Raw genomic sequence first — 15,387 nt, forward strand, 5'->3', positions numbered from 1 at the left:
GTAACCATGATCGACTAGCATTGCGGCACGTTCGCCTTAATCCGGGCGAAATGCCTGCCCATACGGTTGGTTAACGATCGTTTTTCGGATACATCGGCGTGGTCGCATGGCAGGCACCACGGCATCATTTCGCGCCCATGACGGGGTTCGTGGGCTGGCGGGCACCGCATCACAGGGCGTCAGGGCTTAAAACTCATGTCGGCACAGCGTATGACGCGCGGATATCTTTCGATCTCGCCTCGCGCGCGCGGGGGGCTTCAGGCCGTCACCTTCATCATGCTCGCGCTGCCGCTGGCCGGCTGCGGCACCGGCGCGCTCTGGGACAAGTTCACCGCCAAGGACGACACCTTCGTCGAGGAGCCCGCCGACAAGATCTACAATGAGGGCCTGTACCTCATGAACGAGAAGAAGGACATGAAGGCGGCGAACAAGAAGTTCGAAGAGGTCGACCGCCAGCATCCTTATTCCGACTGGGCCCGCAAATCGTTGCTGATGTCCGCCTATGCGTCCTACCAGGGCGGCGACTATGACGGCTGCATCGGCGCCGCCACCCGCTATGTCACGCTGCATCCCGGCAGCCCGGACGCGGCCTATGCGCAATACCTGATTGCCGCCTCGCATTACGACCAGATCCCGGACATCAGCCGCGACCAGAGCCGCACCGAGAAGGCGATCGCCTCGCTGGAAGAGGTGATCCGCAAATATCCGACGTCCGAATACGCGACCTCGGCCAAGGCCAAGATCGAGGGCGCGCGCGACCAGCTCGCCGGAAAGGAAATGAACGTCGGCCGCTATTACATGCAGAAGCGCGACTACACGGCGGCGATCAACCGCTACAAGGCCGTGGTCACGCAGTACCAGACCACGCGCCATGTCGAGGAGGCGCTCTACCGGCTGACCGAAGCCTATATGGCGATCGGCATCGTCGGCGAGGCGCAGACCGCGGCCGCTGTGCTTGGCCACAATTTTCCTGACAGCCGTTGGTACAAGGACGCCTATAATCTTGTAAAATCGGGTGGTCTCGAGCCGAGCGAGAATCAGGGGTCCTGGATCAGCAAGACCTTCAAGAAAATGGGCCTCGGCTAGGAAATTTGGTTCCATGCTAGCGCGTCTGTCGATCCGTGACATCGTCCTGATCGAACGGCTCGATATCGAATTCGCGACGGGCCTCGCGGTTTTGACCGGCGAGACCGGTGCGGGCAAATCCATCCTCCTCGATGCCTTTGCGCTGGCGCTCGGCGGCCGCGGCGACGCCGGCCTCGTGCGCCACGGCGCGGAGCAGGGGCAGGTCACGGCCGTCTTCGATATCCCCAAAAATCACCCCGCGGCGGCGATCCTCGCCGAGAACGGTCTCGACGACACCGGCGAGATGATTCTCCGCCGCGTCCAGCTCGCCGACGGCCGCACTCGCGCCTTCATCAACGACCAGTCGATCAGCGTGCAGACGCTGAAGGCGGTCGGCGCCGCTCTGGTCGAGATTCACGGCCAGCATGACGAGCGCGCGCTGGTCGATGCCGCCACGCACCGCCGCCTGCTCGATGCCTTTGCCGGCCTCGAGAAGGACGTTGCGGTCGTCGAGTCGCTTTGGGATGCGCGCCGCACCGCCAACACCGAGCTGGAGGAGCATCGCGCCGGCATGGAGCGGGCCGCGCGCGAGGCCGACTATCTGCGCCACGCCTCCGACGAGCTGAAGCAGCTCGCCCCCAAGGACGGCGAGGAGACCTCGCTGGCGTCCCGCCGGACCACGATGATGCAGGGCGAGAAGATCGCCTCCGACCTGCGCGAGGCGCAGGAGGCGGTGGGCGGCAACCACTCTCCGGTCGCGGCGCTGTCGGCCGCGGTGCGCCGGCTGGAGCGCCGCGGCGTCAATTCGCCGGCGCTGGTCGAGCCCGCAGTCAAGGCGATCGACGCCGCGATCAACGCGCTGGAGGAAGCCGACCAGCATCTTCAGGCCGCGCTCGCCGCAACCGATTTCGATCCGGCCGAGCTCGAACGCATCGAGGAGCGGCTGTTCGCCCTGCGCGCCGCCTCGCGCAAATATTCTACGCCGGTCGACGGGCTCGCCGCGCTCGCCGCCAAATACGCCGCCGACGTCGTGCTGATCGATGCCGGTGCCTCGCGCCTGAAGAAGCTGGAGCAGGCTGCGATCGAGGCAGATAGCCGCTATGCCGCGGCCGCCAAGAAACTGTCGATGGCGCGGCAGAAATCGGCCGAGAAGCTCAACAAGGCCGTCAATGCCGAGCTCGCCCCGCTCAAGCTCGAGCGCGCGAAATTCATGACCCAGGTCGAGACCGACGAGGCCGCGCCGGGGCCGCAAGGTTTTGATCGCGTCGAGTTCTGGGTGCAGACCAATCCGGGCACCAAGCCGGGCCCGCTGATGAAGGTCGCCTCCGGCGGCGAGCTGTCGCGCTTTCTCCTGGCGCTCAAGGTCGTGCTGTCCGACCGCGGCTCGGCGCCGACGCTCGTGTTCGACGAAATCGACACCGGTGTCGGCGGTGCGGTCGCGGACGCCATCGGCGGGCGCCTGGCGCGGCTTGCCGGCAAGGTCCAGGTGATGGCCGTGACCCACGCCCCGCAGGTCGCCGCGCGGGCCGACCAGCATTTGCTCATCTCCAAGGACGCCCTCGACAAGGGCAAGCGCGTCGCCACCCGCGTCAACGCGCTGGCCGCCGACCACCGCCGCGAGGAGATCGCCCGCATGCTCGCCGGCGCCGAGATCACCGCCGAGGCACGGGCGGCTGCGGACCGGCTGCTCAAGGCGGCGACGGCTTAGTTGCACACTGTCATTCCGGGGCGATGCGAAGCATCGAACCCGGAATCTCGAGATTCCGGGTTCGGCTCTTCGCCGCCCCGGAATGACGGGCTTAGCTGCAAATCGATTCGTACAGATCATCCCAAGTTGGGTTCGTTTTCTCGATCAACTGAACCTTCCAGGCTCGCTTCCACTTCTTCAACTCCTTCTCACGCGATATCGCTGAAATCGGATCATCATAAATCTCGAACCAGACCAGCCGAGTAATATTGTATTTCGTTGTGAATCCGGGAACAGCCTTGATTCGATGCTCGTAGGTGCGGCGTACGAGGTCGTTGGTGATGCCGACATAGATTGCTCCATCGCGGCGGCTTGCTAGGATATAGACGTAATACGCCATGAGCCCCTTCCCACCGTCATTCCGGGGTGCACGAAGTGCGAACCCGGAATCTCGAGGTTCCGGGTCTGGTCCTTCGGACCATCCCGGAACGACGAGCTAGAACCTTAAGTATGATGGCAAGAGCAGCAAAATCAAAACCGCTCCGTGACGTCGCCGAGCTCACCAAGGCGCAGGCCAAGGTCGAGCTCATGCGGCTCGCGCTGGAGCTCGAAGGGCATGACAAGCGCTACTATCAGGATGACGCGCCCACCGTCACCGACGCCGAATACGACGCGCTGCGCCAGCGCTTCAATGCGATCGAAAAACGCTTTCCGGAATTCGTCAGCGCGGAATCGCCCTCGCAGAAGGTCGGCGCGGCGCCGTCAGGCCGCTTCAGGAAGGTCCGGCATGCCGTCCCCATGCTGTCGCTCGACAACGCCTTTGCCGAAGAGGACGTGCGCGACTTCGTCGGCCGCATCGTGCGCTTCCTGAAGCTCGACGACGACAAGATCGACTTCTCCGCCGAGCCGAAGATCGACGGTCTCTCGATGTCGCTGCGCTATGAGGGCGGCGAGCTCGTCACCGCCGCGACGCGCGGTGACGGTGCGGAGGGCGAGGATGTCACCGCCAACATCCGCACGCTCGAAGACGTGCCGCAGAAGCTGAAGGGCCGCAATGTCCCCGACATCTGCGAGGTGCGCGGCGAGGTCTACATGACCAAGAAGGCGTTCCTCGCGCTCAACGAGCGGCAGAAGGCCGCCGGCGATACGATCTTCGCCAATCCGCGCAACTCGGCGGCCGGCTCGCTCCGCCAGAAGGATCCGACCATCACCGCCTCGCGCCCCCTCGGCTTCTTCGCCTATGCCTGGGGCGAGATGAGCGCGATGCCGGAGGAGACGCAGACCGGCATGATCCACTGGTTCGAGCGCTGCGGCTTCAAGACCAATCCGCTGACCAGGCTGTGCCACTCGGTCGAGGAGCTGATCGCGTTCCACCAGAGGATCGAGGAAGAGCGCGCCGAGCTCGACTACGACATCGACGGCGTCGTCTACAAGGTCGACCGCATCGATTGGCAGGAGCGCCTCGGCTTCGTCTCGCGCACGCCGCGCTGGGGCATCGCGCACAAATTCCCCGCCGAGCAGGCCATGACGGTGCTGCGCGACATCGAGATACAGGTCGGCCGCACCGGCTCGTTCACGCCGGTCGGCAAGCTCGAGCCGGTCGGCGTCGGCGGCGTGATCGTGCAGAACGTCACGTTGCACAATGAGGACTACATCAAGGGCATCGGCAACAAGGGCGAGGTGCTGCGCGAGGGGCGCGACATCAGGATCGGCGACACCGTCGTGATCCAGCGCGCCGGCGACGTCATCCCGCAGGTGGTCGACGTCGTCCTCGACAAGCGGCCGAAGACTGCCAGGGAATTCCACTTCCCCAAGACGTGCCCGTGCCCGCTGCACACCGACGTCACGCGCGAGGAGACGGCCGCCGGCGAAGAGGGCTCGCGGGCCCGCTGCACCGGCGAGTTCGCCTGCCCCTATCAGAAGATCGAGCACCTCAAGCTGTTCGTGTCGCGGCGCGCCTTCGACATCGACGGCCTCGGCGAGAAGCAGCTCCAGTATTTCTTCGACGAAGGTTTTGTGAAAGAGCCCGCCGACATCTTCACGCTGGAGAAGCGCAACGCGAAACTCAAGCTCGAGGAGATCGAGGGTTACGGCGCCACCTCCGTGCGCAACCTCTTCGCCGCCATCGAGAGCCGGCGCAGAATCGCGCTCGAGCGCTTCGTCTATGCGCTCGGCATGCGCCATGTCGGCGAGACCACCGCGCTGGCGCTGGCGCGCGGCTACGGCTCCTGGGAGGCGTTCCACGACGCCTGCCTCAAGGTCGCCAAGGACGACGAGGAGGCGATGGCGGACATGGATGCGCTCGACCAGATCGGCGACACCGTGATCAAGAGCATCGCCGATTATTTCGGCGAGAGCCACAACCGCGGCATCGTCGAGCGCCTGACCAAGGAGGTCGAGATCGTCGACGCCGAGAAGCCGAAGAGCAACTCGGCCGTCGCCGGCAAGACCGTGGTGTTCACGGGCTCGCTGGAGAAGATGACGCGGGATGAAGCCAAGGCCACCGCTGAGCGGCTCGGCGCCAAGGTGTCGGGCTCGGTGTCGAAGAAGACCGATCTCGTCGTCGCCGGCCCGGGCGCCGGCTCGAAGCTCGCCGAGGCCAACAAGCACGGCGTCAAGGTGCTGACCGAAGACGAGTGGCTGAAGCTGATCGGGGAGTGATCTTGATTCCGTCATTCCGGGGCGATGCGAAGCATCGAACCCGGAATCTCGAGATTCCGGGTTCGCCTCTTTGAGGTGCCCCGGAATGACGGAGAAAAATCCCTCTACATCATCCCGCTCTCTTCCTCCTCCGCCTGTTCGATCAGCGTGTCGCTCACCACGACCTCGCGGCGAGGGACGACGAAGATCATCATGCAGGCGCAGAGCAGCGAGATCGCGAGCACGGCGGAGGTCAGCGGCAGTGTCGTTGAGGAGTGGCCGCCGAGATAGGCGCCGAATTGCGACATCAGCGCGCCGATGCCCTGCTGGAGGAAGCCCATCGCGCCCGACGCGGTACCGGCCGCTTCGGGGCGGATGCTGATCGCACCGGCGGCGGAATTCGCCATCACGAAGGCATTGCCGGCCATCACGATCATCTGCGTGCCGAACAGCCAGGCGGGCGCTTCATTCCAGCCGGCGAAACTCCAGAACAGGTTCAAAAGGCTGCCGCCGAGCTGAAGGCCGAGCCCGAACCAGATCAGCTTTTCCAGCGAATGGCGCGGCGCGAAGCGCACGCAGAGCAGATTGCCGACGAGATACGCAAAGCCTGACGTAGCAAACCACGCGCCGTATTCGGCGCTGCTGCGGCCCATCTGCGTCACCACGATGTAGGGGCCGCCGCCGGCGAAGGTGAAGATGATCTGCGAGGCCAGCACCTGGCACATCACGAAGCCGACGAAGGCGCGGTTCCTGATCAGGGTGCCGATGTCGGCGCGAAAGCCGCTGCCGGCGGCGCGGCTGCGACGCGTTTCCGGCAGCGCCACGGCGATGCCGACGGCGACCGCAACTGCGCCGATGGTGATGGCGTAGAAGATCGCGCGCCAGCCGAACGCGGTCTCGATCAGGCCGCCGGTGAGCGGCGAGAGCATCTGTCCGATCATCAGGGCCGCGACGACGAGGCTGATCATGGAGGCGACGCGCTGGCGCTCGTAGATGTCGCGGATGATGGCGCGGCTCACCACCATGCCGGTGGCGCCGCCCAGCGCCTGGAAGAAGCGTGCGGCGATCAGTTGCGGCAGGTTCTACGCGAAGATGCAGGCAACGCTCGCCGCCACCATCAGCGCGAGCCCTGCGAGCAGCACCGGGCGCCGCCCGAACTTGTCCGACAGCGGCCCCATGATCAGCTGCGAGCAGGCGATGCCGACCATGAAGAGCGACACCGTCATCTGCGCGATCGAGATGTCGCTGCCGAAGTTCGTCGCCAGCACCGGCAGCGCCGGAACCAGCATGTAGAGCGAGATCGGCGCAATGCCGGTCATGACGACGAGCAGCAGCAACACCACGCGCGAGGTCGCGATGGTCTTCATTGCCGCTTCCGGCGGCCTGCTGATCATGCCGTGCATGCGTGTCCGTCTCTGACAGTTCGAATCGGACTGTAGCGTGCTCGCACAAGACGGATATCGGCGTTTCGGAATGCGGCTATTCGGATTTTGGGACGGTTATAATAACAGCGCGATGGAGACCGACTGGGCGCACGTCTCGTTCCACAAATGCGGTGTCTTTCCCCGCGAAGGCGGGGAATCCAGTATTCAGGGACGGAAGTGGGATAAGGAGACGCTGCGGCGTACTGGATGCCCCGCCGGAGCCTGTCATCGGGCTCGCCGAAGGCGAGACCCGGTGGCGGGGCATGACGGCTGTGGGTGAGGGAATAGCCTTGCACAAATCGCGTAGTGCTATGCGCTGCACTCTGAATGACGACCTTACGCCTTCAGCTCCGCCGTCGCCTGATCGAGCCACGCCTTCGTTGCCTCGTCCAGCGCCGGCCCTACCTCGGCCCGCACACGCGCGTGGTAGGCATTGAGCCAGTCGAGCTCGTCTTTGGTCAGCATGGCGACATCGATCAGCCGGCGGTCGATCGGTGCCAGGGTCAGCGTCTCGAACGCGTTCATCGGCTTCTCGGCGCCCTTGATGTCGGCGGCGACGACCAGCTCGAGGTTCTCGATGCGGATGCCGAAACCGTCGGTCTTGTAGTAGCCGGGCTCGTTGGAGAGGATCATGCCGCGCTTCAGCGGCGTGGTGCCGAGCTTCGAGATCCGCGCCGGTCCTTCGTGAACACTGAGATAGCTGCCGACGCCATGGCCGGTGCCGTGCTCGAAATCGACGCCGGCGGCCCAGAGATATTGCCGCGCCAGCGTGTCGAGCTGCGCGCCATTGGTGCCGTCGGGGAAGATCGCGCGCGCGATCGCGATGTGGCCGCGCAGCACGCGGGTGAAGCGGTCGCGCATCTCGCCCGTGGGCTCGCCGACCGCCATGGTGCGCGTCACGTCGGTGGTGCCGTCTTCATATTGCGCGCCGGAATCGATCAGCAGCAGGTCGCCGGGCGCGATGCGCCGGTTGCTCTTGCGGGTGACGCGGTAGTGCACGATGGCGCCGTTCGGGCCGGTGCCCGATATTGTCGGGAACGACACATCCTTCAGCGCGCCGGTGTCGCGGCGGAATGTCTCCAGCGCCTCCACCGCGTCGATCTCGGTGAGCTTGCCGCTGGGCGCCTCGCGATCGATGAAGGCGAGGAAGCGCGCCAGCGCCACGGCATCGCGGCGATGCGCCGTCTGCGTGCCCTTGATCTCGGTCGCGTTCTTGACCGCCTTGAGCAGCGCAATCGGATCGCTGCCGCGCACCGGCTTGCCGCCGGCGCCGGCGATCAGCCGGCTCAGCGCGTCGGCCGCGGTGGCATTGTCGAGCGCGATCGCGGCGCCGCTCTTGGCCAGCGCCATCAGCGTCGGCGCCATCGCATCGGGCTCGCGCACGTCGGCCGATTGCTCGAGATGGTCGCGCGTCAGGTTGGAGAGCTTGCGGTGGTCGATGAAGATGGTCGGCCGGCCGTCCTTCGGCACCAGTGCGTAGGACAGCGGCAGCGGGGTATGCGCGACGTCGGCGCCGCGGATGTTGAAAGTCCAGGCCACCGCATGACTGTCCGACAGCACCAGCGCATCGGCGCCGAGCTTGGTGATCTCGCTTTTGATCTGCGCCAGCTTCTCGGCCTCGCCGATGCCGGCATGTTGCACTCCGTGCACGGCGACGGGAGCAAGCGGCGGCTGCGGCCGGTCGTGCCAGACCGCGTCCACCGGGTTGCTGTCGACCGCTACCAGCTCGGCGCCGGCCCTGGTGCAGGCGGCGGCGAGGCGCTCGGCTGCCGCAAAAGTGTGCAGCCATGGATCAAATCCGAGGCGGTCGCCGGCTTTCAGATGCGCCGACACCCAGCTCTCCGGCGGCGGGTCGATCAGCGATTCCACCGCCCAGGCCTTTGCATCGACCTGCTTGGCCGCCTGGATCGTGTAGCGGCCGTCCACGAACAATGCGGCCTCGCGGGTCAGCACCACCGCCAGTCCCGCCGATCCGGTGAAGCCGGTCAGCCAGGCGAGCCGCTCTTCCGAGGGCGCCACATATTCATTCTGCTGCTGGTCGGCGCGCGGAATGACGAAGCCGGTCAGCTTGCGGCGGGCGAGTTCTTCGCGGAGCGCCGCAAGGCGCGCCGTCAATGCGACGCCAGCCTCGGGCTCTTCGAATGTCTGGAAGTGTGCTTCGAACATGGTGGACCACTTTAGGATTATGGGGATCGCTCCGCAATGTGGACGCATTCGCGGCGCATCTGGCATGGACTGTGCTTGAAAAAGTTCCGCTTGAGTCGAGTGGAGTAAAGGGATGCGGCCTTTGAGCTCCGTCCGGATAACAGGGAAATTCGAGCAAGTGTTTCTACTCAACGGCGAGGGGACACACGATGCCAGCGTTCACGTTTGAGAAGATTTCGCCGCCGGCCCGCCGGGCCCCGGCCGCAACCACACCGAAGAAGCCGCGCGGTCTCATCAGCCAGATGATCGACCGTTTCGCCGAGCGCCGCGCCCGGCGCGCCTTGCAGGGCGAGCGCGCGATGCGCCGGGACGAGAAGCCGGCGGAGTAGGCGGTGTTTGTTCACCTCGCCCCGCTTGCGGAGAGAGGTCGGATTGCGAAGCAATCCGGGTGAGGGGGACTCTCCGCGAGTCCAGTTCTCACCGCCCCCGTGGAGACTCCCCCTCACCCCAACCCTCTCAGCGCGAGCGAAGCTCGTCGCGGCCCCGCATCCGCCTTCGCCACAGCTTCGGCGGACAAGAGCGGGGCGAGGGAGCACACCGCCGTCGCGGATGCTTGATCAGCTTACCCTACCTTCCGCAGCAGCAGGCTGCTCCACCCCTCGATCCGCAAATGCCGCAGCGGCACGAGGCCGCGTGCGCGATAGGCGGCGATCACGGCGGGGGCCTGGTGCGTCAGCAGGCCGGAGAGGATGACGCGCGCGCCGGGCGCCAGGTGCCGCGCCATCGGACTCGCCAGGTGCCGCAGCGGATTGGCAAGGATGTTGGCCAGCACCAGGTCGAACGGGCCCGCCCGGGCAAAATCCGGCGCGGCGAAGCCGGTGGCGCGGATCACCCGCACATGGTGACCGACTTCGTTCAGCCGGCCGTTCTCGGCCGCCACCCGCACGGAGGGCGGGTCGATGTCGGAGGCAAGCACGGCGCGATGCAGTGCCTTCGCCGCCGCGATGGCCAGCACGCCGGTTCCGGTGCCGAGGTCGAGCACGTTGCTCGGGCGGGAACTCTTCAGGACATGGTCAAGCAGGAGTAAACAGCCGCGCGTGGTGCCGTGATGGCCGGTGCCGAAGGCGAGCGCCGCCTCGATCTCGATCTTGAGCTTGTTCGGCGCGACGCGGTCGCGGTCATGGCTGCCGTGCACGACGAAGCGTCCGGCCGGCACCGGGACGAGGTCTTCCAGGCTGGCCTTGACCCAGTCCTTGGCTTCGACTGTGTCGAAGGAAAGCGTGTCGGCGATCTCATTTCCTGCTGAATTTACAACGAGTTCGCGCAGCCAAGCCTGGTCCGGCGCATCCGCAAAATGCAGCGTGACGTCCCATTGTCCGTCCGGCCGTTCGAAGGCGGCGACCGCGGCATCGCCTTCGAAAAACACCTCGGTGAGCACGTCGACGACGCGCCGGGCGGCGGCCTCGCTGCCGATCGAAAAGCTGGCGCGATGGGTGGGGGAAGGCTGCATGCTAGGGTTCCGTCAGGTTCAATTTTTGGAACTTTTGTTCCCAATTTTCCGCATAACTTGCGGTTCCGGGATTAACCCGTCCGAAGGTTGCGCTCCGTAGATTTTCGGATGTGGGGGCGAACCAACGCAGCTTGAAATAGAAATGGAGGCGAGTCTTGACGCGCATGATTTTGAAGTTCTGGTCCAATGAATCTGGTGCGACCGCAATCGAGTACGGCCTTATCGCGGCCGGTATCGCGCTGGCGATCATCACCGTGGTGAACGGCCTGGGCACCACGATGAACGAAAAGTTCACTTCGATTAGCACCTCCTTGAAGTAATTTCCGCCTCCCATTTCCCAGCGGGGGCACCTTTCTTCGTAGGCAATGTCTGACTAGCGCCCGCTCGGGAATTGCTCCTGGCGGGCGAAGTCATTTTCCCGCGTGCGATTCCCGGCCGGTGTCCACGGGTTGTCCGCCATTTGCCAGAGCGTTATCCACCGGCTCGTCCCGTCGTTGGCCAGCGGTTTTCCACCGCCTTTCCCCAGACTTGTCCCGATGGTCCGGTGCCGCCATCCTCTTCCCGGGCACACACCTCTCGACAGCCTGTCCACAGCCCATCCACAGACCTATCCACGGCTTCCGAACAGCGACCGGTGATCCCGCAGGATCGCTTGTGCTGCGTTGTGGCCGGGGGCGCCGGTGACGCCGCCGCCGGGATGGGCGCCGGAGCCGCAGTGATAGAGGCCTTTCAGGGGGCCGCGATAATCGGCATGGCCCAGCATCGGCCGTGCCGAGAACAGCTGGTTCAGCGTCAGCGCGCCGTGGAAGATGTCGCCGCCGAGGAGGCCGAACTGCCGTTCGAGATCCAGCGGCGAGAGAATCTGGCGGCCGAGCACGCTTGACGCAAAACCCGGCGCGTAGCTGTCCACCGTCGCGATCATGAGATCGGCGACCTCGTCGCGATGGTCGTCCCAGGATCTGCCGTCGGGAAGCTCCGGCGCGACGTGCTGGCAGAACAGGCTCGCGACATGCTTGCCTTCGGGCGCAAGCGTGTCGTCGAGCGTGGAGGGGATCAGCATCTCGACCACGGGTTCGCGGCTCCAGCCGTGCGCGCGCGCATCGAGAAAGGCCCGGTCCATGTAGCCGAGGCTCGGCGCCAGGATGATGCCCGAGGTGAGGTGATCGCCGTCATCCGGCAGCGCCGTGAAGGAGGGCAGGCGGTCCAGCGCCACGTTCATGCGGAAGGTGCCGGAGCCGTTCTTCCAGTGCCGGATGCGGGCGAGGAAGTCCTTCGGCAGGGCGTCGGCCGCGATCAGCCGCGTATAGAGCAGCTTTGGATTGACGTTGGCCGCTACGTATTTCGCCCGGATCGTCGCGCCGTTCTCCAGCACGACGCCGACGGCGCGGTCGCGTTCGACGATCACCTCGCGCACGCCGGCGTCCGTGTCGATCGCGACGCCCCGGCCCTGCGCGGCGCGCGCCATCGCCTGGGTGATCGCGCCCATGCCGCCGATGGCGTGGCCCCAGACGCCCTTCTTGCCGTTCACCTCGCCGAAGGCGTGATGCAGCATCACATAGGCCGAGCCGGCGGCGTAGGGGCTCGCATAATTGCCGACGATGGCATCGAAGCCGAACAGCGCCTTGACCAGATCGTGCTCGAAGCGCTCGTCCAGCATCTCGCCGGCCGAGCGGGTGAAGAGATCGAGCAGGCTGCGGCTTTGCTCCAGCGTGAGGCCGCGCAGGATGTTGGCGCTCTGCAATGCGTTCACGGCCTCGCGGATCGCGTTGGTGCCAAAACCGTCGAGCAGGTTCGGCGGCGCGCGCAGCACGAACTGCCGCAGCACGTCGGCGATGTCTTCCAGCTCGCGCGAGAAGCCGTCGAGTGCGTCCGCATCATGCGCGCTCAGCCGCGCGACTGACGCTTTTGTCCGTCCCTCGCCGGTGAGCAGATAGCTGCCGTCCGGCGCTGGCAGAAAATTCTGCGCCCGCCGTTCGACGATACGCAGGCCCTGCTCGGCAAGCCCGAGGTCGCGGATCACCTGCGGATTGAGCAGGCTCACGGTGTAGGCTGCGACAGAATTGCGGAAACCCGGATGAAACTCCTCCGTGACCGCCGCCCCGCCGACCACCTTGCGACGCTCGACCACGCGCACGCGCAGCCCCGCCATCGCGAGATAGGCCGCGCAGGTGAGGCCGTTATGGCCAGCGCCGATGATGACGACGTCGGTTTCGGTCATGGGAGCTTCTGAATGTTCCACAGTCATTCCGGGGCGATGCGACGGGACCGCGTAGCGCGGCCCGTCGCATCGAACCCGGAATCTCGAGATTCCCCGGTGCGCAACTGCGCACCCGTGGTCTGGTCCTTCGGACCATCCCGGAATGACATCTCTATATCAAGCATTCCTCGCTGCAACATCACGAGCCCCTTTATTGCCCGTTCAGGCGCCTTGTGCTCCATTGCGCCCCGTCCGGCGCCCGCCGGAGGAACTATCCGACGCGTCTTCTCGCGCGAACCGGTGCCCACTTCGCCGGAAAACGCTTTTGCCGGAGCTTTCATGGATTCGATCGTGCAACCCGCCGCCACGGAGCAGCCGTCGTCGTCGCGCAACTGGCTGCTGCTGGCGGTCTACACCGCGGCGATCTTCGTCAGCGCGCTGCTGCTGTTCTCGGTGCAGCCGCTGTTCACGAAGATGGTGCTGCCGCGTCTGGGCGGCTCGCCGGCGGTGTGGTCGGTCGCCATGGTGTTCTTCCAGTCGCTGCTGCTGGCGGGCTACGCCTATGCGCATCTGTTGATGCAGGTCCGGAACCGGATCGTTCCGGTGGTGGTGCATCTGGTGTTGCTGGCCCTGGCCTTCGCCACGCTGCCGCTCGGCATCGCCACCGCCTATGGCGAGCCGCCCGCGTCGGGCTATGCGGTCTGGCTGCTCGGCCTGTTCGTGGTCTCGATCGGGCTGCCGTTCTTCGCGCTCGCCGCCAACAATCCGCTGCTGCAAGCCTGGTTCGTCCGCACCGGCCATCCCGCCGGACACGATCCCTATTTCCTCTATGCGTCCTCCAACATCGGCAGCTTCCTGGCGCTGTTGTCCTATCCGTTCCTGCTGGAGCCGATGTTCACGCTGCACACGCAGAACCGGTTCTGGACCGGCGGCTATGGCCTCCTGATTCTCCTGATCGCCGCCTGTGGCGTGCTGCTGCTGCGCTCGCCAAAACTGGCGGTGGTCGATGCGCGGACCGAGGAGATCAATGCGCCGGCCCCCGGCCTCGTGACGCGGCTGCGCTGGATCTTCCTCGCCGCGGTGCCGTCGGGACTGCTCATCGCCGTCACCGCGCACATCTCCACCGACGTCGCGGCAGCGCCGCTTCTGTGGGTGCTGCCGCTGTCGCTGTACTTGCTCACCTGGGTGGTGGTGTTCCAGTCGCGGCCGCTGCTGCCGCATAAATGGATGCTGATGCTCCAGCCGGTGGCGATCGCGGGCGTGGTCTTCCTGCTGGCCTTCGGGGGCGAACAGAATCTGCTGCTGACGCTCGGCGGTCATCAATTGTGCTTCTTCGTCATCGCCATGGCCTGTCACGGCGAATTGGCGCGGACCCGGCCGGCCGCCAAATATCTCACCGGCTTCTATGTCGCGCTGTCGTTCGGCGGCATGGTCGGCGGCCTCTTTGCAGGCCTCGTTGCTCCATTCACCTTCTCGTGGATCGCCGAATATCCGATCCTGATCGCGCTCGCGGCGCTGTGCCGCCCGTCCGCCAACGAGCGTCTTGCCGGCATCGTCAAATGGTACTGGCTGGCGCTCGCCGCGCTCGCGGTGGCGCTCGTTGCGCCGTCCTACACCACAGGCAGCCTTTCGACCTGGTTCGAGGATCACCGCGTCTGGGTCGCCGGCTCCGTCGGCGTGCTCGCCGCGCTGCTGGCATTGGCGCTCAATGCCGGCCGCTGGAAGATCTTTGCCACGGTTGCGCTCGCGCTGGCGTTGATCCGTGTCTATCCGGCGGATGAGGGCCGCGTCACCACCGTGCGCAGCTTCTTCGGCGTCCACAAGATCGTGGAGACGCCCGGCGGCTATTTCCACGTGCTGATGCACGGCACCACGATCCACGGCGCCGAGCGCTTCCGCAACAATGACGGCACGCCGGTCACCGGGCGGCCCGAGGCGATCACCTATTATCACAAGGACGGCGGCATCGGTCAGGCCATCACCGCGCTCCGCGAGCGCAAGGGCGCGCCGCTGAAGGTCGCCGCGATCGGCGTCGGATCGGGCACGCTCGCCTGTGCCGCCGAGCCAGGGGAGAGCTGGAAATTCTTCGAGATCGACCAGTCGATGGTCGATGCGGCGCGCGACCCGAAGAATTTCCGCTACATCTCGAGCTGTCTGCCGGACCTGAAGCCGGTGATCGGGGACGCACGTCTGACCTTCGCGAAGGAGCCGGACGGCGCCTATGACTTGATCATCGTCGATGCCTATTCGTCGGATGCGATCCCGATCCATCTTGCGACCGAGGAGGCGATGAAGATCTACAAGGACAAGCTCGCTCCGCACGGCGCCGTGGTGATGCACGTGTCCAACCGGCATCTCGATCTCGAAACCGTCGTGGTCGGCATCGCCGATGCCAACGATCTCAAGAGCTGGGTCTTCAACGAGGATTCCGGGCGGGATGCCGACTACATCTTCTCGACCGACGTCGTCATCTCCGCGCGCGAGGAGGCCGACGTCGGCAAGATCGCCTCGTCCAAGGTCTGGGAGCAGACCGAAGCCGACGACAGGGTGCGGGTCTGGACCGACGATTATTCCAACATTCTGGGCGCGCTGTACCGGCGCTTGAGGGATGGGGAGTAGGTTTTTGCGATGTCTCGTGCCCCGGACGCAGCGCAGCGCTTCTTCAGCGGTGCGCTGCAGAGCCGGGGCCCATCATTCCGGGTCCCGGCTCTGCAGAGCA

General features: G+C 65.6%; 10 protein-coding genes and 1 pseudogene. 6 read left to right on the forward strand and 5 right to left on the reverse strand.

Annotation, left to right across the window (positions count from 1 at the left end):
- The first annotated feature begins 195 nt into the window (after window positions 1–195).
- Both ACFLEY_RS10885 and recN read left to right on the forward strand, forming a co-directional pair.
- Complete coding sequence (locus tag ACFLEY_RS10885) at window positions 196–1,086, forward strand: outer membrane protein assembly factor BamD (RefSeq protein ID WP_028176240.1); 891 nt, start codon at window positions 196–198, stop codon at window positions 1,084–1,086.
- A 13-nt stretch (window positions 1,087–1,099) separates the two neighbouring features.
- Window positions 1,100–2,773 (forward strand): DNA repair protein RecN, encoded by a 1,674-nt coding sequence (gene recN, locus ACFLEY_RS10890; RefSeq protein WP_011089333.1) that lies wholly within the window; start codon window positions 1,100–1,102, stop codon window positions 2,771–2,773.
- Window positions 2,774–2,864: 91 nt separating this feature from the next.
- Here the strand turns inward: recN and ACFLEY_RS10895 are convergent, their stop codons facing one another.
- Window positions 2,865–3,152 (reverse strand): GIY-YIG nuclease family protein, encoded by a 288-nt coding sequence (locus tag ACFLEY_RS10895; protein ID WP_011089332.1) that lies wholly within the window; start codon window positions 3,150–3,152, stop codon window positions 2,865–2,867.
- Window positions 3,153–3,265: 113 nt separating this feature from the next.
- Here ACFLEY_RS10895 and ligA point away from each other — a divergent pair, with 113 nt between their 5' ends.
- Window positions 3,266–5,413, forward strand: a complete 2,148-nt coding sequence (gene ligA, locus ACFLEY_RS10900) for an NAD-dependent DNA ligase LigA (RefSeq protein WP_060912670.1) — start codon at window positions 3,266–3,268, stop codon at window positions 5,411–5,413.
- 104 nt (window positions 5,414–5,517) lie between these two features.
- Here the strand turns inward: ligA and ACFLEY_RS10905 are convergent.
- Together ACFLEY_RS10905 and ACFLEY_RS10910 are read right to left on the reverse strand one after the other, a co-directional pair.
- Window positions 5,518–6,795 (reverse strand): annotated as a pseudogene (locus ACFLEY_RS10905) (multidrug effflux MFS transporter).
- 357 nt (window positions 6,796–7,152) lie between these two features.
- Window positions 7,153–8,982 carry an aminopeptidase P family protein gene (locus ACFLEY_RS10910; RefSeq protein WP_038966432.1) on the reverse strand — a complete coding sequence of 610 codons (1,830 nt, stop codon included), beginning with the start codon at window positions 8,980–8,982 and terminating at the stop codon, window positions 7,153–7,155.
- Window positions 8,983–9,170: 188 nt separating this feature from the next.
- Here ACFLEY_RS10910 and ACFLEY_RS10915 point away from each other — a divergent pair, with 188 nt between their 5' ends.
- Window positions 9,171–9,350: a hypothetical protein gene (locus ACFLEY_RS10915; RefSeq protein ID WP_038966433.1), complete on the forward strand. Its 180-nt coding sequence runs from the start codon at window positions 9,171–9,173 to the stop codon at window positions 9,348–9,350.
- 233 nt (window positions 9,351–9,583) lie between these two features.
- Here ACFLEY_RS10915 and ACFLEY_RS10920 read toward each other — a convergent pair whose 3' ends face one another.
- The gene (locus ACFLEY_RS10920) at window positions 9,584–10,471 is read right to left on the reverse strand and encodes a 50S ribosomal protein L11 methyltransferase (RefSeq protein WP_060908602.1); all 888 of its coding nucleotides are present in this window, start codon (window positions 10,469–10,471) and stop codon (window positions 9,584–9,586) included.
- Window positions 10,472–10,635: 164 nt separating this feature from the next.
- Here ACFLEY_RS10920 and ACFLEY_RS10925 point away from each other — a divergent pair, with 164 nt between their 5' ends.
- Window positions 10,636–10,791, forward strand: coding sequence for a Flp family type IVb pilin (locus tag ACFLEY_RS10925; RefSeq protein WP_011089327.1), 156 nt, complete (start codon window positions 10,636–10,638; stop codon window positions 10,789–10,791).
- Window positions 10,792–11,078: 287 nt separating this feature from the next.
- On the opposite strand, the gene ACFLEY_RS10930 is transcribed toward ACFLEY_RS10925, so the two are convergent.
- Window positions 11,079–12,689, reverse strand: a complete 1,611-nt coding sequence (locus ACFLEY_RS10930; RefSeq protein WP_211433519.1) for an NAD(P)/FAD-dependent oxidoreductase — start codon at window positions 12,687–12,689, stop codon at window positions 11,079–11,081.
- A 318-nt stretch (window positions 12,690–13,007) separates the two neighbouring features.
- Here ACFLEY_RS10930 and ACFLEY_RS10935 point away from each other — a divergent pair, with 318 nt between their 5' ends.
- Window positions 13,008–15,287, forward strand: coding sequence for a spermidine synthase (locus ACFLEY_RS10935; protein WP_060908600.1), 2,280 nt, complete (start codon window positions 13,008–13,010; stop codon window positions 15,285–15,287).
- Window positions 15,288–15,387: the final 100 nt, after the last annotated feature.

Source organism: Bradyrhizobium sp. YCK136 (assembly GCF_044570075.1).
GTDB lineage: Bacteria > Pseudomonadota > Alphaproteobacteria > Rhizobiales > Xanthobacteraceae > Bradyrhizobium > Bradyrhizobium diazoefficiens.